Annotated in this window: 15 protein-coding genes and 1 pseudogene; 11 read left to right on the top strand and 5 right to left on the bottom strand. The window is 66.5% G+C overall.

The window, feature by feature from the left end:
• Nucleotides 1-33 precede the first annotated feature (33 nt).
• From rpsI to MSIMFI_RS01035, 4 genes are all read left to right on the top strand, one after another.
• The gene (gene rpsI / locus MSIMFI_RS01050) at nucleotides 34-501 is read left to right on the top strand and encodes a 30S ribosomal protein S9 (protein WP_191495819.1); all 468 of its coding nucleotides are present in this window, start codon (nucleotides 34-36) and stop codon (nucleotides 499-501) included.
• Between the two features lie 136 nt (nucleotides 502-637).
• Nucleotides 638-1,975 (top strand): phosphoglucosamine mutase, encoded by a 1,338-nt coding sequence (glmM, locus tag MSIMFI_RS01045; protein WP_191495818.1) that lies wholly within the window; start codon nucleotides 638-640, stop codon nucleotides 1,973-1,975.
• 48 nt (nucleotides 1,976-2,023) lie between these two features.
• Nucleotides 2,024-2,326: a type VII secretion target gene (locus MSIMFI_RS01040; RefSeq protein WP_186241772.1), complete on the top strand. Its 303-nt coding sequence runs from the start codon at nucleotides 2,024-2,026 to the stop codon at nucleotides 2,324-2,326.
• A 2-nt stretch (nucleotides 2,327-2,328) separates the two neighbouring features.
• Nucleotides 2,329-3,618: a hypothetical protein gene (locus tag MSIMFI_RS01035; RefSeq protein WP_191495817.1), complete on the top strand. Its 1,290-nt coding sequence runs from the start codon at nucleotides 2,329-2,331 to the stop codon at nucleotides 3,616-3,618.
• A gap of 10 nt (nucleotides 3,619-3,628) precedes the next feature.
• On the opposite strand, the gene MSIMFI_RS01030 is transcribed toward MSIMFI_RS01035, so the two are convergent.
• Genes MSIMFI_RS01030 through MSIMFI_RS01015 form a run of 4 tightly spaced genes read right to left on the bottom strand, consistent with a single transcriptional unit; the run spans nucleotide 3,629 to nucleotide 7,319 of the window.
• Entirely contained in the window at nucleotides 3,629-5,044 is a 1,416-nt protein-coding gene (locus MSIMFI_RS01030) for a flavin monoamine oxidase family protein (RefSeq protein ID WP_191495816.1), read from the bottom strand.
• Complete coding sequence (locus MSIMFI_RS01025; protein ID WP_191495815.1) at nucleotides 5,041-6,081, bottom strand: LLM class F420-dependent oxidoreductase; 1,041 nt, start codon at nucleotides 6,079-6,081, stop codon at nucleotides 5,041-5,043. Before MSIMFI_RS01025 ends, MSIMFI_RS01030 begins: the two co-directional genes overlap by 4 nt.
• Nucleotides 6,081-6,920 carry a dienelactone hydrolase family protein gene (locus tag MSIMFI_RS01020; RefSeq protein WP_191495814.1) on the bottom strand — a complete coding sequence of 280 codons (840 nt, stop codon included), beginning with the start codon at nucleotides 6,918-6,920 and terminating at the stop codon, nucleotides 6,081-6,083. Before MSIMFI_RS01020 ends, MSIMFI_RS01025 begins: the two co-directional genes overlap by 1 nt.
• 9 nt (nucleotides 6,921-6,929) lie before the next feature.
• Nucleotides 6,930-7,319, bottom strand: a complete 390-nt coding sequence (locus tag MSIMFI_RS01015) for a DUF2510 domain-containing protein (RefSeq protein WP_224770027.1) — start codon at nucleotides 7,317-7,319, stop codon at nucleotides 6,930-6,932.
• An 82-nt stretch (nucleotides 7,320-7,401) separates the two neighbouring features.
• Here MSIMFI_RS01015 and glmS point away from each other — a divergent pair, with 82 nt between their 5' ends.
• The 4 genes from glmS to MSIMFI_RS00995 are packed head-to-tail and all read left to right on the top strand — an operon-like array spanning nucleotide 7,402 to nucleotide 11,539.
• Nucleotides 7,402-9,270 (top strand): glutamine--fructose-6-phosphate transaminase (isomerizing), encoded by a 1,869-nt coding sequence (gene glmS, locus MSIMFI_RS01010; RefSeq protein WP_191495813.1) that lies wholly within the window; start codon nucleotides 7,402-7,404, stop codon nucleotides 9,268-9,270.
• Between the two features lie 18 nt (nucleotides 9,271-9,288).
• A complete protein-coding gene (locus MSIMFI_RS01005; RefSeq protein WP_191495812.1) occupies nucleotides 9,289-10,125 on the top strand; it encodes a DUF4436 domain-containing protein in 837 nt (278 codons plus the stop codon).
• A 3-nt stretch (nucleotides 10,126-10,128) separates the two neighbouring features.
• On the top strand, nucleotides 10,129-10,836 hold the full coding sequence (locus MSIMFI_RS01000; protein ID WP_191495811.1) for a rhomboid-like protein: 708 nt from the start codon (nucleotides 10,129-10,131) through the stop codon (nucleotides 10,834-10,836).
• 46 nt (nucleotides 10,837-10,882) lie between these two features.
• On the top strand, nucleotides 10,883-11,539 hold the full coding sequence (locus MSIMFI_RS00995; RefSeq protein WP_191495810.1) for a rhomboid-like protein: 657 nt from the start codon (nucleotides 10,883-10,885) through the stop codon (nucleotides 11,537-11,539).
• Here the strand turns inward: MSIMFI_RS00995 and MSIMFI_RS00990 are convergent.
• Entirely contained in the window at nucleotides 11,520-12,443 is a 924-nt protein-coding gene (locus MSIMFI_RS00990) for a class I SAM-dependent methyltransferase (RefSeq protein ID WP_191495809.1), read from the bottom strand. The genes MSIMFI_RS00995 and MSIMFI_RS00990 overlap by 20 nt on opposite strands.
• Before the next feature lie 86 nt (nucleotides 12,444-12,529).
• On the opposite strand from MSIMFI_RS00990, the gene MSIMFI_RS00985 reads away from it, so the two are divergent.
• The 3 genes and pseudogenes from MSIMFI_RS00985 (at nucleotide 12,530) to MSIMFI_RS29495 (ending at nucleotide 17,230) form a co-directional block, all read left to right on the top strand.
• Nucleotides 12,530-13,960, top strand: coding sequence for an NAD(P)H-hydrate dehydratase (locus tag MSIMFI_RS00985; RefSeq protein WP_191495808.1), 1,431 nt, complete (start codon nucleotides 12,530-12,532; stop codon nucleotides 13,958-13,960).
• A 15-nt stretch (nucleotides 13,961-13,975) separates the two neighbouring features.
• Nucleotides 13,976-15,361 (top strand): glutamate decarboxylase, encoded by a 1,386-nt coding sequence (locus MSIMFI_RS00980; RefSeq protein WP_191495807.1) that lies wholly within the window; start codon nucleotides 13,976-13,978, stop codon nucleotides 15,359-15,361.
• A 466-nt stretch (nucleotides 15,362-15,827) separates the two neighbouring features.
• A pseudogene (locus MSIMFI_RS29495) lies at nucleotides 15,828-17,230 on the top strand (PE family protein).
• Nucleotides 17,231-17,283 lie beyond the last annotated feature (53 nt).

Raw genomic sequence — 17,283 nt, 5'->3', positions numbered from 1 at the left:
GCAGAGCGAAGCGATGAGGAGGAGCGGCGCCGAATGACCGAGATCCAAGAGACCCTGGAAACCCCTGCCGCCGCAGCAGCGCCGGCCGCGACACACAGCGAGTCGTTTGTGCTGGAGCGGCCAATCCAGACCGTCGGCCGCCGCAAGGAGGCCGTGGTGCGGGTGCGGTTGGTGCCGGGCACCGGCAAGTTCGACCTCAATGGCCGCAGCCTAGAGGACTACTTCCCCAACAAGGTGCACCAGCAGCTGATCAAGGCCCCGCTGGTTACCGTCGAGCGGACGGAAAGCTTCGACATCTTCGCTCACCTGCACGGTGGCGGGCCGTCGGGTCAGGCCGGCGCGTTGCGCCTGGGTATCGCCCGGGCGTTAATTCTGGCGCAGCCCGAGGACCGGCCCGCGCTGAAGAAGGCCGGCTTCCTCACCCGTGATCCGCGCGCCACCGAGCGCAAGAAGTATGGCCTGAAGAAGGCCCGCAAGGCGCCGCAGTACAGCAAGCGCTGATATCACTTTTGGGCCGCGAGCGTGCATATTTGTACGCGTTCATCGGCGTGTCGGCGAACAGACATGCACGCTCGCGGCTCAGAGTGGGCCAAAAGTGGGTATATCCACGGCCGTCAACTGTGAAAGGTTTGTCCGTATGGGTCGACTATTCGGCACCGACGGCGTTCGCGGGGTCGCCAATCGCGAGCTGACCGCAGAGTTGGCCCTGGCGCTGGGCGCCGCATCCGCGCGGCACCTGGCGGGTTCGGGCGGACCGGGGCGGCGAGTCGCCGTGATCGGTCGTGACCCGCGGGCCAGCGGCGAACTGCTGGAGGCCGCTGTGATCGCCGGCCTGACGAGTGAGGGCGTCGACGCGCTACGGGTCGGGGTGCTTCCGACACCCGCGGTTGCCTACCTGACCGGTGCCTACGACGCCGACTTCGGGGTAATGATCTCGGCTTCGCATAACCCGATGCCCGACAACGGCATCAAGATCTTTGGTCCCGGCGGCCACAAACTGGACGACGACACCGAGGACCAGATCGAGGACCTGGTCGCGGCGGGACCCGGCCTGCGTCCGGTCGGCGCGGGTATCGGCCGCGTCGTCGACGCCGAGGATGCGCCGGAGCGCTACCTGCGCCATGTGGGCAAGGCAAGCACCAATCGGCTTGAGGGCCTGACCGTGGTCGTCGACTGCGCGCACGGGGCAGCCTCGTCGGTAGCGCCGCGCGCCTACCGCGCGGCCGGTGCCCGGGTCATCGCGATTAACGCCGAACCCAATGGGCTCAACATCAACGACGGCTGCGGATCGACCCACCTGGACCCGCTTCGGGCGGCGGTCCTCGCCCACCGCGCCGACCTGGGTCTGGCCCATGACGGAGATGCCGATCGGTGCCTGGCCGTGGACGCCAACGGTGAACTCGTCGACGGCGACGCCATCATGGTGGTGCTGGCGCTTGCCATGCGCGACGCCGGGGAACTGACTTCCAACACGTTGGTGACCACCGTGATGAGCAACCTTGGGCTGCACCTGGCCATGCGCTCTGCTGGCATCGCGGTGCGCACCACCGACGTCGGCGACCGCTATGTCCTCGAAGAACTGCGGGCCGGTGACTACAGCCTCGGCGGCGAGCAATCCGGCCATGTCGTGATGCCGATGCTGGGCTCCACCGGCGACGGGATCGTCACCGGGCTGCGATTGATGATGCGCATGGTGCAAACCAATTCGTCGCTGGCCACCTTGGCGTCGGCGATGCGGACCTTGCCGCAGGTGCTGATCAACGTTGAGGTTGCCGACAAGGCCACCGCCGCCGTCGCGCCCGCGGTCCAGGCGGCGGTCGACGAGGCCCAGGCCGAGCTGGGAGACACCGGTCGAATCCTGTTGCGTCCCTCCGGAACTGAGCCGATGATTCGGGTGATGGTGGAGGCGGCCGACGAAGACGTCGCCCAGCGGCTGGCCACCAGTGTCGCGGACGTGGTGAGCGCTGCGGGCTGACCCGCGAAATACTGGAACCCCGACGCGGTGCGGGGAGTCGAACTATGTATGGGACTCGTTAGTGCCGGTATCGATGTCGAGATGGTGCATGCCGTTGCCGAGCGGTTCAGCGCTGCAGCCGAACTCATTGATAACGCCGTAACCGATCACCTCGCCACGCTGGCTTTCCACGGAGCCTGTGCCGGGCGGGCGCACACCGCCCGCGGTGACGCGTTGCGTGCCGGGCTGGACCGGTTGGCGATTGAGTTGTCGCAGTGGTCACGAGCGGCTGTTGAGGTCGCGGTCGCGCTGCGGACGACCGCCGACCGCTACGCCGACGCCGACCGGTATGCCGCGGCGCGGATCGCTTGATCGTGGCAGATCGATTGGACGTCGCCGGCCGGCTCGCTGAGGGCCGACCCGCCGTCGAGCACACGCGGAGCTACGTGCGCGCTTGCCAACAGGTGGGGTGCGCAAGTCCTGACCTGGAGATCCGCGACTACTACGACGGCGAGGACGGACTCGATCTGCACATCCTCGACGGCGACTGCGCGCAGCTGCGGGCAGCGGGTGTCGCGGTCACCGAAGCGCTGCGGATGCAGCGCGCTCAGATTAGCGAGCTGACCGCGGCGTGGACGGGATCGGGCGCGCAAGCCGCGGTTCGCTTTCTGCAGCGTCATTGCGACGCCGCAAACGAGGTGGTCACCGAAATCCGTGCGGCGGCCCAGCGGTGCGAGTCGCTGCGCGACAACTTGTGGCAGCTGGTCGACGCGAAGGTCGCGACGGCCATCGCCATCGACGACCGCACAGTGGCGCAGCGGCCGGTGTGGTTGGCCGCTGCCGATGCGGTGACAACCGGGGTAGGGGATCGGCCAACGGCTGAGCAATTGGTTCGCCAACAGATAACGCCCCACGTGGACAACGACATTCGCCACGACTGGCGCACCGCGATGCAGGCGACTCGGGCCGGGGTTGCGGCGGCCTACGACATGGTCACCGACCGGTTGGCCGCCGCTCCCCGAACGTACTTCGAGATTCCTGGTGATCTCGGGCCCCTACCCGATGCGACCACGCCGGCACCGCCGAACGTTGTGCCCGCGACGGTCGCGCCCGCCGCAACGTTGCCCGCCCGCCCGCCGGATGCCGCACCGGCCATGGCTCCGGTGAGCTCCATGCCCCCCGATCTGGGAGCTGGGATCGGCGATGGTCCAGCAATTCCCACAGTTAGTGGTGGTTTGGCTGATTTTGGGGGGCTTGGCGGGCTTGCCGGTCGGATCGTTCAGGCGATGGATGGCCTGCTGGGCTCGGCCGCCGATCAGCTTATCGGCTCATCCTTCGGCGAAGGCATGCCCGACGACGACGCCGACGACGTGCGTGACGCCGAGCTGGAAAAGCCGCAAACGGCGGAGCAGACCGACGAGATCCAAGAGCACGAGCAAACCGAAGAGGACGAGCAGCCCGGGGAACCACAACGCGGCGAGCAGATCGACGGCGTTGCAGCGAAGACCGCCACACCCGTGATCGCGCCACCGGTCGCGCCACCGGCCGCCGAACCGCCACCGGCCGCCGAACCGCCACCGGCCGCCGAACCGCCGCAACCGGCGTCGGCGGGATCGACACCCTGTGAGATCGCCGCGGACGAGCTTCCGAAGGCAGGGCGGTGACGGTCAAGCCTCAAGGCGACCTCATCGCGTCGAGAACCTCAGCGGCGGCCCGCCCACCCGCTTCCACCGCGCCGTTCATCCAACCTGCCCAGCGTCGAGCGGATTCGACACCCGCCCAATGGATCCCGCCGACGGGCGTCGCCATGGTCGTCCGCGCTGTCGTCAGCACGCCCGGTCGGAGTCCGCCTTCGCAGCCGCCTTGAAAAGGTACGTCAGCCCAGTTCGTCTCGTGATACGCCTCGAAATCGCGCGCCTGCGGTCCGAACTGTTGCTCCAGGGCGCTAAGAACGGCTTCCTTACGCGTTGTCGAATCGGTGTAGTAGGTCGGCTCGTTTCCGAGCGGTGTATCGGGCGGCGCCACGACCACATAGCTCGACAACACACCTTTGCCGTCGCCTGGTGATGTGTCGATCACGGCTGGCGCTGCGCGTAGGTCGGAAACGGCCCCGGCGAGCTTCTGGCGTCGCCAGAAGGGTTCCGCGTAGACGACGTTGATCTTCAGCGCGGAGACCGATTCCCAGCCGTCAAGCAAGAGCCTTCGCCCGTCGGGCAACTCCGGTCGGAATTCGATCGCGTTCCTCGGCGGTACCGCGACCACCACATGGTTTGCCCGGAATTCGTCGGTCTGCGTTTGAACGGAGTACCCCGTGTCAATTTCGGCAACGACCCGGACGGCCGAGCCCAACCGCACACGCTCGCCGAGCCGCTCCGCCAGTGCCAGCGAAAGCGATTGCGCACCACCATCAAATCGCAACGTGTTCGATTGCGCCGCGAACAACCCGACCAGACCGCCCCACGTATTGAGCACATGTAACGCGTAGAGCAGCGAAACGCATGCCGGCTTCGGCGAGAAGTAGCTGGCGAACAGGTACTCGAGCAGCTGCCTGCCCCGGCCCGCGGCGGTTTCCCGGTTGATCCACTCCTGCAGCGATTGGGCGTCGAGGTGCGTTGCGTCCGGGGCGAGCCAAGGTTCAAGTGGCGGAACGGTTCGGCGAAGGCGCTCGAGCTTCGTTACCGAGCCCACGATTTCCATGACAGGTGTCTGCCATCGGGTGAGTTTGGCTGCGCCGGACAACAATCTCATCCACGGTCCGGCGACCGCGGGCGTCGTTGCCCATTGCGGCACCCCGCGCATGATGCGTCGTTCGCCCTGCCAGAGGTAGACGTAGCGGTTGTGATGGGATCGAGTCATCCGGGTGCCGAGTTCATCCGCCAACGCCAGGATGTCTTGCTGGGTAGGGGAAATGATTGTGGCACCGGCGTCAAGGATGGTTCCGTTTACTTTGGTGGTGAGGGTCCGACCGCCCACGCGATCTTTTGCTTCGAGAACCACGATCTTGTCGATGCCGTTGCGTACCAGGCGATAGCCCGTCGTCAGCCCGGAAAGGCCCGCGCCGACGACGGCGACATCAACGTCGTAAGTCATGGCCGCAGATCCAGCAATTCCCTCACATAACGCACTGCCTCGCCGGGGTTTGCAGTCAGCGACCTTACCAATAGCGTGGTCACACCGGCATCGACGTAGGCGCCCAACCTTTCGCTAATGAACCCGCGGGGGCCCACCAGCGATATCCCGCGTACCAAATCATCGGGTACCGCGGCGATGGCCTCGGTCTTGCGCCCGGCCAGGTACAGCTCCTGAATCCGGTCCGCGACCTCGCCGAACCCGTAACGAGTCGCCAGGTTGTGGTAGAAGTTGCGGCCGATGGCGCCCATTCCGCCGATGTACAGGGCCAGTTGCGGTTTGGTCCATGCCAGCCGGTCATCGACGTCGTCGCCGATGGCTAGCGACGTTCCGACCATGATGTCCAGCGGGCCGAGCGCGGGATCGCGTTTGGCTGCGCCGGCCGCCAGCGCCTCACCCCAGACCAGCCCGGCCTTGTCCGGATAGAAGAAAGCCGGCTGCCAGCCCTCGGCGATCTCGGCGGTCAGCTCGACATTCTTCGGCCCTAGTGCCGCGATCGATATCGGAATACGTTCGCGCACAGGGTGATTGATGATTTTTAGTGGCTTACCCAAGCCCGTCCCGCGGCCCGGGGCCAGCGGGATCTGGTAGTGCTTGCCGGTGTAGTTAACACGTTCACGGCGCCACACCTGTCGGCAGATTTCCACGACTTCGCGGGTTCGGCCCAACGGGGCGTCGAACTCTACGCCGTGGAATCCCTCCATCACCTGCGGGCCGGATGTTCCGATTCCGAGGTTGAATCTTCCGTCGGAGACGAAATCCAGTCCCGCTGCGGTCATCGCCAGCAATGACGGCGTGCGGATATAAATCGGAAGCACCCCCGAGGCCAGTTCGACCGAGGTTGTCTTCGCGGCGAGGTACCCCAGCTGGCTGATGGCGTCATAGGAATAGGCCTCGGCCACGACGGCGACGTCGATACCGGACTTTTCGAGTTCGACGACGCGGTCGACCGCTTCGTGAAAGCCACCCGAATAGTCCAGCGCGATCCCGATTCGCATCACTTGAGCAGCGCGACGATCTTCTCTTCAGGCGTCACTGGCGGCGCTTCAGGGTCTATCGCATCCGTCTTGGGAAGCTGCACCTGCGGATCGGCGAAGTCGCGATAGGTCTTGTCGCCGCCGAGGGCGTAGAGGAGGTAGCCGGTCAACAGCGCCCGTACCGCGCGCTGTGTCTTGCGGTGCGGTCCGGGCAACCCAACCGCCCGTGTCAGTCGCCGGCCCTCCACCAGTCCACCGGCTTCGGCTTTGCTGACAATGCGCAGCGTGGCCGTATCCCAAGCGTGCGAGAGCCCAAGGGCATTGGATGTCAGCGTCTTCGGATCCTCCGGCGCGCTCAGGATCAGACCGGGCACGCTGAGGGTCGCGGCCGGATGCTCCGCCGGCGGCGTGGTCACCGTCGGGAAGATCGCTGCCACCGCCGACGGCTTGGCGGGCATACCGGCAGCAGCGAACACCGCGGCCGAGCCGCCGAACCCGTGACCCGCCAGCCCGAGTTTGGCGGGATGCACGCTGATATTGCCCGGCCCGAGGCGCACACCCGCCACGATGTCGAGGGCAACACCAAGATCGAACGCCAGGTGAAGCACCGAAGGTGCCAGCCCGCGTTGGGTGTCGGGAGCCCCGGCCACGATGCCCCACGACGCCAGGTGCTCGAGCAGACCCGCGTAACGGGCGGTGCCGGTGAGCCAGTCATGAGCAAAGGCGACGCCCGGAAGGTTTAGGCCGGCCTCCGGGGTGTACACCACCCCGGGTAAGCCGGCAAAGGCCAGGTCACCGCGCAGAACACGGTGTGGGCCACGGTGACTGAGAGCGGCGACGAGCTTGCGGATGCGGGCCACCCGTCGACGTTAGCGGGGATGCGTCCACTGCGTCCACGTGACACCGTCCCAATAGCGGTGCCCGGGTCCGGACGGGTCGTGATACCAGCCCGCGGGCGAGGGTGCCGGTAGGGCCGCTTCTGGCGGCTGCTGGGCCAAGGCGCGCAGCTTGCGGATTGCGCTCAAGTTTGAGAACAGGGCAATCCAGTTCATGACCAGAAGCGATGCCAGGCTCCACCAGCCGACGGCCAAGTTCTGGGTTTGCGCGCGGCGATACGCCGCTTCGCATTGCTCGATCGTCCCGGTGAACGTATAGGTGCGCTGATGCCAGAAAATCACTGCGCCGATGTGCTCGACCAGCCTCAGATGAAAGAGGTCTGGCTGTCTCGGATGTCCGGGCTGGTGAAACGGGTAGGACACGGCGGGCCTTTCGCGCAGGTGAGCAGCTAAACGATACCGTCGGACACGAACCTGAAGGGTCGGCTGCACTACCCTGGTCAGAATGTGCGGAATTGTCGGCTACGTCGGGCAGCGCCCTGCCTGCGACGTCGTCATGGACGCACTGCGCCGCATGGAGTACCGCGGCTACGACTCATCGGGCATCGCACTGGTCGACGGTGCCAACAATCTCACCGTGCGTCGCCGGGCCGGCCGGCTATCCAATCTGGAGGCGGCGGTGGCCGGCATGACGCTGTCGGAGCTGGCGGGCAGCACCGGGCTGGGCCATACCCGCTGGGCCACCCATGGGCGCCCCACCGATCGCAACGCGCACCCGCACCGCGACGCCGCCGGCAAGATCGCCGTCGTCCACAACGGCATCATCGAGAACTTCGCCGCGCTGCGCCACGAGCTGGAGATGGACGGCGTGGAGTTTGCCAGCGACACCGACACCGAGGTCGCGGTGCACCTGGTGGCCCGGGAGTACCGCGAAGGCGCGGGGGCGGGTGATTTCGCGGCCTCGGTGCTATCCGTGCTGCGCCGGCTCGAGGGCCATTTCACCCTGGTGTTCGCCAACGCCGACGAGCCCGGCACGATCGTCGCCGCCCGCCGCTCGACACCGCTGGTGGTGGGTATCGGCGACGGCGAGATGTTCGTCGGCTCCGACGTGGCCGCCTTCATTGAACACACCCGCGATGCGGTCGAACTGGGCCAAGATCAGGCGGTGGTGATCACCGCCGACAGTTACCGGATCACCGACTTCCACGGCAATGCTGACGCGGCAACTGCCCGCGAATTTCACATTGACTGGGACCTGGCCGCCGCCGAAAAGGGTGGCTACGAGTTCTTCATGCTCAAGGAGATCGCCGAACAGCCCACCGCGGTCGCCGACACGCTGCTCGGGCATTTCGTGGGCAACCGGATCGTGCTCGACGAACAGCGGCTGTCCGATCAGGAACTACGCGAGATCGACAAGGTCTTCGTGGTGGCCTGCGGTACCGCGTACCACTCTGGGCTGCTCGCCAAGTACGCGATCGAGCACTGGACAAGGTTGCCGGTGGAGGTAGAACTGGCGAGCGAGTTTCGTTATCGCGACCCGGTACTGGACCGCAGCACGCTGGTGGTGGCCATCTCCCAGTCCGGCGAAACCGCCGACACCCTGGAGGCGGTCCGGCACGCCAAAGAGCAGAAGGCCAAGGTGCTGGCAATCTGCAACACCAACGGCTCCCAGATCCCGCGCGAGTGCGATGCGGTGCTCTATACCCGCGCCGGCCCGGAGATTGGCGTGGCCTCGACGAAAACCTTTCTCGCGCAGATCGCCGCCAACTACCTCCTCGGCCTGGCGTTGGCGCAGGCCCGCGGCACCAAATACCCCGACGAGGTGCGGCGCGACTACCGCGAGCTGGAAGCGATGCCAGACCTGGTGGCCCGGGTCATCGCCGGGGTCAAGCCGGTTGCCGACCTTGCGTACCGGTTCGCTCAGTCGTCGACGGTGCTGTTCCTCGGTCGTCACGTCGGTTACCCGGTGGCGCTGGAAGGTGCGCTCAAACTCAAGGAATTGGCCTACATGCACGCCGAGGGGTTCGCGGCCGGCGAGCTCAAGCACGGCCCGATCGCGCTGATCGAAGACGACCTACCGGTCATCGTCGTGATGCCTTCCCCCAAGGGCTCGGCCACGCTGCACGCCAAGCTGCTGTCCAACATCCGCGAGATCCAGACCCGCGGCGCGGTGACCATCGTGATCGCCGAGGAGGGCGACGAAACGGTGCGCCCCTACGCCGATCATCTGATCGAAATCCCCGCGGTATCAACGCTTTTGCAGCCGTTGCTGTCGACAATCCCGCTGCAGGTGTTCGCCGCTTCGGTGGCCCGCGCCCGCGGTTACGACGTCGACAAGCCGCGCAATCTGGCCAAGTCCGTCACCGTCGAATAGCGGGGTATAGCGGGGCTGATGAGACTCGGCATCGTTGGTCTCTTGGTTTTCATTGCGGCATATGTCGGCTCGATTGTGCTCTACGTCGATAGCGGTATGGGCCACGCACACCAAATTTCTGACAGTCCCCCGGCGAGCGACGGGACCACGGTGACCGTCGATATCGAAGATATCCAGTCCAACAGTGGCGTGCTCATCGCAAACCTCACCGTCACGCCGGGACCCGCGCTGATCGACCCGCAAACCGGCAATCTCAAGGACGACCTCAGCATGCTGGCCACCTCGGTGGTACTGGCGAGCAAACGCACCTGGCCGAAGGGCACGTTGCCCGATGTTTTTCGGGCTTCGATCAGCCTGTCCGGTGACGTCGCGAACTGGCCCTTCGATCGCTACCAGTCGGGGCCGATCAACGTCCAACTCTTCTCCGGATCGTCGCAAATACCCCAACCCGCGACGGTGACATTGGTCGACCGTCTGCTCGGCTGGAAAATTGATGTGGCCCGCGTCAACAAAGCCGATCGCCACGCGCCCTACCGACTCGAGTTGTACCGATCGCAAAGCACCGCGGCGTTCGCCGTCCTCATCCTCGGTGTTCTCGTCACGCTCGCCGGCCTAGCATTTTTCGTTGCGATTCAGACGGTACGTGGCCGCCGAAAATTCCAGCCGCCGATGACAACGTGGTATGCGGCGATGCTGTTCGCGGTGATGCCGCTGCGAAATGCGCTGCCCGACTCGCCTCCATTCGGAAGCTGGATGGACGTCACGATCGTGCTCTGGGTGATCGTGGTGTTGGCGATCTCGCTGGTGCTCTACATCTCTTGCTGGTGGCGGCATCTGGCACCTGATAAAAGTTAGGTCGTGGCGGACGCATCGGTGCGGGCGCGGCTGCGAACCTGGGCGCTCGCGGTGTGGCATTTCGTCAGTAGCGCGCCGTTGACGTACACCTGGCTGCTCGCGCTGGTGGTCACAACGATCGTTCAGAACGTGCTGACCGGGAGACAGTTGCACGCGGTGCTCCTGCACCGGTTTACCAATATCCACGCACTGGCGACCGACCCGCTTGGCGTGCTGTTCTCCAGCCTGCTGTGGATCGACGGCAAGAGCCTGGAACCATACCTGCTGTTGTTCACCCTGTTTCTCGCGCCGGCCGAGCAATGGCTGGGCCAGCTGCGTTGGCTCACTGTGGGTTTGAGCTCCCATATCGTCGCCACATACATCAGTGAAGGTCTGCTTTACCTGGCGATCGAACTGCACGACGCGTCGGAAAGGTATGTGCGAGCTCACGATATCGGGGTCAGCTACTTTCTCGTCGGCGTGATGGCTGTCCTCGCGTATCACATCGCGCGGCCGTGGCGTTGGGGCTATCTTGCCGTGCTGCTCATCATTTTTGGATTTCCGGTGGCCACGATGGACCGTATCGAGCTGAGCTTCACCGCGATCGGCCATTTCGCTGCGCTCCTGATCGGTCTCGCTTTTTATCCGATGGCCCGAGAGCGCAAGGCCCCGTCGTTGAGTCCCGCGAAACTGAAAGCCGCATTCCGGCGATCATCCGACGCCTCGGCCTGAAGAGTCCTCCGCGCGGCACACTCGCATCCGTGCGATTGTGGACGCCGTGGGAAAGTCCCTCAGCTACGTACGTCCGAAGGCCTGGCCTAACGCGGTATGGCGATTCATCGCTAGCGCCCCGCTGACCTACCTGTGGGTGACGGTCCTACTGATCACTACGATCATCGCCCGCCACCTGACCAGGCGGCAGTACCACACCGTCGTCGTCGACGGTTCCACCAACATCTACGAATTGAGCACCGATCCGCTCGACGTGCTGTTCTACAGCTTGCTCTGGATCGACGGCAGATACTGGACACCCTATCTTGTGCTGTTCACTCTGTTTCTTGCGCCCGCCGAGCGTTGGCTGGGCCAAGCGCGTTGGCTCACAGTGGGATTGACCGCCCACATCGCTGCTACCTACATCAGCGAAGGGCTGCTGTATTTGGCGATCCTGCATCATTTGGAACCGCAACGGCTGGTCCATGCCCGCGATATCGGAGTCAGCTACTTCCTCGTCGGCGTGACGGCTGTGCTCGCCTACCGCGTGGCGCCGCCCTGGCGGTGGGTTTACCTCGCCGTACTGATCACGATCTTTGCCGTCCCGCTGATTGGCAATCTGAACTTCACTGGCATCGGTCACTTCTCGGCGATATTCATCGGGCTGTGCTTCTTTCCGTTAACCCGAGATCGCCCGCCGGCGCCTAGCTCCGGGTTGCGGTGACGTAGCCCAACGAGGCGAACGTAGCCTCCGTATCGTCAACAGTCTGGATCGAAATACCGTGAGCGGCAAGCAATTCCGTAACTTCGATGGACGTTGCCAGCCAGCCGTGGGTGTTCAGATAATCGACGACGTCGTTGCGGTCGCCGGCGTACCACAGGTCGGTCATCTCCACATCGAATCCGTGTTCGCGCCAGCGGTCGGCGGCCTCGCGGATCCGGTCGGCCATCATCGGCACCGACCGGCTTGCGTCCGGCAGGTTCTCGGTGGCCAGCCGACTGCCCGCTGCACTGAGTTCGGAGATGTTTTCCAGCAGTGCATCCTGGGCGTCCGGAGGCAGGAAAGGTAGCAATCCCTCTGCGCTCCAAGCGGTGGGTTGGTTAGGGTCCAGGCCGGCCGCGCGCAACCCACCCACCCAGTCGTGGCGTAGATCTACGGCCACCGTCTTGCGTTCGGCGGTGGGGATGGCGCCCAGCTCGGCCAGCGTCGCGGTCTTGAATTCGATGACCTGGGGCTGGTCGATCTCGTAGACGGTGGTCCCGGCCGGCCATGGCAACCGATAGGCGCGGGCATCCAGGCCGGACGCCAGAATCACCGCCTGCCGGATTCCGGCGTTGGCGGCCTCGACGAAAAAGTCGTCGAAGAAGCGGGTGCGCACGCCCATCATGTCTCGCATCCGAGCCATGCCGAATTCGGAGCCGCCGTCGACGTCAGCGGGATCCAACTCGCCGCTGGCGAGTCGGGTGAAGAAGTCCACGCCCACCGCGCGAACCAGCGGCTCGGCGAATGGGTCGTTAATCAGCGGGTCGGGTCCCCGGCTTGCCAGCGCACGCCCCACCGCGACGCCGGTGGCGGTGGCGCCCACGCTGGTCGCCAGGTCCCAGGTGTCGTTATCGGTGCGTGCCATCGCCGCCGACTGTACGCCTCGATCGGGACACGTAATGTTGGTGAACGCGGGCAGGTTCGACTGCGAGCGAAGGGGTATGCGGGCTCATGCGCCACTACTACTCGGCCGAGGCGATCCGCGAGGCCGAGGCGCCGCTGCTGGCCAGCCTGCCCGACGGCGCATTGATGAGGCGAGCAGCCTTTGGTCTGGCGACCGAGCTCATTGGTGAGCTGACGGCCCGAACGGGCGGCGTTGCCGGCCGCCGGGTGTGCGCGGTCGTCGGCTCGGGTGACAACGGCGGCGACGCGCTGTGGGCGGCCACCTTCCTGCGCCGCCGCGGCGCGGCGGCCGACGCGATCCTGCTCAAACCGGAGCGGACCCATGCCAAGGGGCTGACCGCCTTCCGGAAGGCCGGTGGCCGCATTGTCGAAAAGGTTTCTGCGACAACCGATCTCGTTATCGATGGGGTGGTGGGTATTTCCGGCTCCGGACCGTTGCGGCCGGCGGCTGCCGAGGTGTTCGCCGCCGTCGATGACGCGGGAATTCCGGTAGCCGCCGTGGACATCCCCAGCGGCATTGACGCGGCGACCGGGGCGATCACCGGCCCCGCGGTGCGCGCCGCGGTGACCGTCACCTTCGGCGGGCTCAAGCCGGTGCACGCGCTGGCCGACTGCGGGCGGGTCAAGCTGGTCGATATCGGGCTCGACCTACCGGACACCGACATGCTGGGTTTGGAGGCGGCCGATGTGGCCGCGCGCTGGCCGGTGCCCGGTGCGCGCGACGACAAGTACACCCAGGGTGTGACCGGCATTCTGGCCGGCTCGGCGACGTACCCGGGCGCCGCGGTGTTGTGCACGGGCGCCGCCGTTACGGCCACCTCGGGCATGGTCCGCTACGCCGGCAGCGCCCATGCCGAGGTCCTGTCGCATTGGCCGGAAGTGATCGCCTCGCCTACCCCGGCTGCGGCCGGGCGGGTGCAGGCCTGGGTCGTCGGCCCGGGGCTAGGTACCGGGGACGCTGAAGCAACCGGGGCGGCCGCATTGTGGTTCGCGTTGGAAACCGATCTGCCCGTGCTGGTTGACGCCGACGGGCTGACCATGCTGGCGGCCCACCCTGACCTGGTGGCCAACCGCAACGCCCCGACGGTGCTGACGCCGCACGCCGGCGAGTTCGCCCGGCTGGCCGGGGAGCCGCCCGGCGACGATCGCGTCGGCGCCGCGCGCAAGCTCGCCGACGCGTTCGGCGCCACCGTGCTGCTCAAAGGCAACGTCACGATCGTCGCCGACCCCGGTGGGCCGGTCTACCTGAGTCCCGCCGGGCAATCGTGGGCGGCGACCGCCGGCTCCGGTGATGTGCTCTCCGGGATGATCGGCGCGCTCCTAGCATCCGGGTTGCCGGCCGGCGAGGCCGCGGCGACTGCCGCCTTCGTGCACGCGCGCGCCGCGGCGCTGTCGGCCGCGGATCCGGGACCCGGTGAGGCGCCGACGTCGGCGTCGCGAATCTTGCACCACATCCGGGCCGCCCTGGCCGCCATATAGCTGAGAGGATCCGTTGTGCCGCAACATCATCCGTCGGTGCCCGCGCATTCGATCGCGCCCGCCTACACCGGTCGCCTATTCACCGCGCCGGTGCCGGCGTTGCGGCTGCCCGAGGAGTCGATGGATCCGGAGGCCGCTTACCGCTTCATCCACGACGAGCTGATGCTCGACGGCAGCTCACGGCTGAACCTGGCCACGTTCGTCACCACCTGGATGGATCCCGAGGCCGGGCGGTTGATGGCCGAGACGTTCGACAAGAACATGATCGACAAGGACGAATACCCAGCGACCGCGGCCATCGAGCAGCGCTGCGTGTGCATGGTGGCCGATCTCTTCCACGCCGAAAACCTGCGCGACGACGACCCAGCCAGTGCCATCGGCGTATCGACTATCGGCTCGAGCGAGGCGGTCATGCTTGGTGGGCTGGCGCTCAAATGGCGGTGGCGGCAGAAGGTCGGTACGGGCTGGGAGAAGCGCACCCCCAACCTGGTGATGGGCTCCAACGTCCAGGTTGTCTGGGAGAAGTTCTGCCGCTACTTCGACGTCGAACCCCGTTACCTCCCAATGGAAGAGGGCCGTTACGTCATTACCCCCGAGCAGGTGGTGGACGCCGTTGACGAGAACACCATCGGCGTGGTGGCGATCCTTGGCACCACGTACACCGGTGAACTCGAACCCATCGCCGAGATTTGCGCGGCGTTGGACAAACTGGCGGCCGGTGGGGGTGTGGACGTCCCCGTGCATGTCGATGCCGCCAGCGGGGGGTTCGTGGTGCCGTTCTTGCACCCCGAGCTGGTGTGGGATTTCCGGCTGCCTCGGGTGGTGTCGATCAATGTCAGCGGCCACAAGTATGGGCTGACCTACCCGGGCGTTGGGTTCGTCGTGTGGCGCAGCGCCGAGCATCTGCCTGAGGAGCTGGTCTTCCGGGTCAACTATCTGGGCGGCGATATGCCAACGTTCACGTTGAACTTCTCGCGCCCGGGCAATCAGGTCGTGGGCCAGTACTACAACTTCCTCCGGCTGGGCCGCGACGGCTACACCAAGGTCATGCAGGCCCTGTCGCAAACAGCGCGCTGGTTGGGTGAACAGTTGCGCACCGGTGAGCATTGCCAACTGATTTCGGACGGTTCGGCGATCCCGGTGGTCAGCTTCCGGCTTGCCAAAGACCGGGGATACACCGAGTTCGACGTCTCCCACGAACTGCGGACCTTCGGCTGGCAAGTCCCCGCCTACACCATGCCCGACAACGCCACCCACGTCTCGGTGCTGCGCATCGTGGTGCGCGAAGGGTTGTCCGCCGACCTGGCCCGGGCATTGCACGACGACGCCGTCACCGCGCTGGCCGCGCTGGACAAGGTCAAGCCGGGTGGGCATTACGAAGCCCAGCACTTCGCTCACTAACGCCGCAGCCCGAGTTCACGCAAAGCCGCAACACCGCGCGCCCTAATGGTGATACTTGTCACTATTCACACCTTGACGCCCACGCTGGCCGAGTCGGGAGGCAGCGATGTCGTACGTACTGGCGGATCTCGACATGTTGGCCGCCGTCACCTGCCAGGAACCGGGGCCTCGCACCCGTGAGGATCTAGCCCCGGGTTTCTTGTTCGTTGTGTACGCATCGATAGCGTCGGGGTGCGGGCCGCGCGGCAGTTACGCCGATATCGCTGAGCCAAGGCGCGCTTACCGCCTTGCACATTCCGTCGCCGACGAAGCGATCCGGCTCGGGCGGGCGTTACGACGCGCAACATTTTCGCACCGGGATCTGGGCGCCGGAGTTTGGTCAAAACCGCAAATTGTGTGACCACGTCGTGATACTCATGACCATCTTCACAATTTGACACCAGTCAAACCGAACCTGGGAGACCACATGTCGTTCGTACTGGCAGATCTGGAGATGTTGGCGGCCGCTGCGGGTGATGTGGCTGGTGTGGCCTCGTCGGTGAGTGCGGCCAATGCGGCAGCCGCGGCCTCGACCACGGGGCTAGTGGCGGCCGCGGGTGATGAGGTGTCGGCGGCCATTGCCGCGCTGTTTTCCAGCCATGGTCAGCAGTATCAAACGCTCAGTGCCGAGGCGGCGGCATTTCATGCTCGGTTCGTGCAGGCATTGGCCAACGCTGGCGGCTCGTATGCGGCCGCCGAGGCGGCGAACCTCTCGCCGTTGCAAACCCTCATCGACGAGGTGCTGGCGGTGATCAATGCGCCCACCAATCTGTTGTTGGGGCGCCCGCTGATCGGTGACGGCACCAAAGGGGCGGAGGGGACCGGCGCGGCCGGTGGCGCGGGGGGGATTTTGTGGGGCAATGGCGGGAATGGGGGGTCGGGGGGGGCCGGGCGGGGGGGCGGGGGCGGGGGGGGGGCGCCGCCGCCGCGGGCAGTGGCGGGGCGGGCGCCTCGGGCGCGCGGTGGGGGGGGAGGGGGGGGGCCGGGGGTAAGGCGTCCCCCCGGGGACCCGGAATCGTCACCGCCGGTGACGGGGGCGCGGGCGGCGCCGGCGCCGGCGGCAGTGGCGGCAGGGGCGGCGCGGGCGGCTCGGCGGGCGCCGACAATGACGTCTATGCCCATGACATTGTCGGCGGCAAAGGCGGAGCGGGCGGCACCGGCATCGACGACGTTGATCCCCTGAACGGGAACGGCGGTGCCGGCGGTGCCGGCGGTTACGCGTCCCTGACCGCCACGGGATCGACTTCTAACGCCTTCGGCGGCGCCGGCGGTGCCGGCGGCACCGCCACCGGCACCGCCGGCAGCGGCGGCGCTGGCGGGCAGGCGATTAACTGGGGCACCGGAAATGCCACCGGCGGCGCCGCCGGAGACGGCGGCGACGGCTTTGCTGGCGGTGACGGCGGCCAAGGCGGCGCTTCCTACACCCACCAATGGGGAACCGCCACCGGTGGCAGTGGCGGCGCCGGTGGCGACGGCTCCCAGGTAGGCGGAACCGGCGGCACCGGCGGTGAGGCCCACACGATTTACCGCGGAAACGCCATTGGCGGGCACGCTGGGGCTGGCGGCGACGGCGGCACCGGCGGGAGTGGTGGCCAAGGCGGCGCTTCCTACGCCCACGAAAGGGGAACCGCCACCGGCGGCGGTGGTGGCGCTGGTGGCGACAGCTCCCAGGAGGGCATCAACGGCGGTGACGGCGGCACCGGCGGCGACGCCTACGCATTTGTTTATCCGGATAACGCCGTCGCCGGGTCCGGCGGTTCCGGTGGGTCCGGCGGACCCGGCGCTTCGACCGGTGCCACCGGTGCAGGCGGTACCACCGGGCCCATGTAGTGGCGGGCACCTGAGACCGAGGCACGCCCGTCTCCGAACGGTTCTGGGGCCAC

Source organism: Mycobacterium simulans (assembly GCF_900232995.1).
Classification (GTDB): Bacteria; Actinomycetota; Actinomycetes; order Mycobacteriales; family Mycobacteriaceae; genus Mycobacterium; species Mycobacterium simulans.
Note: the sequence above shows the minus strand (reverse complement) of the source record. Positions and strands in the feature narration are given on the sequence as shown.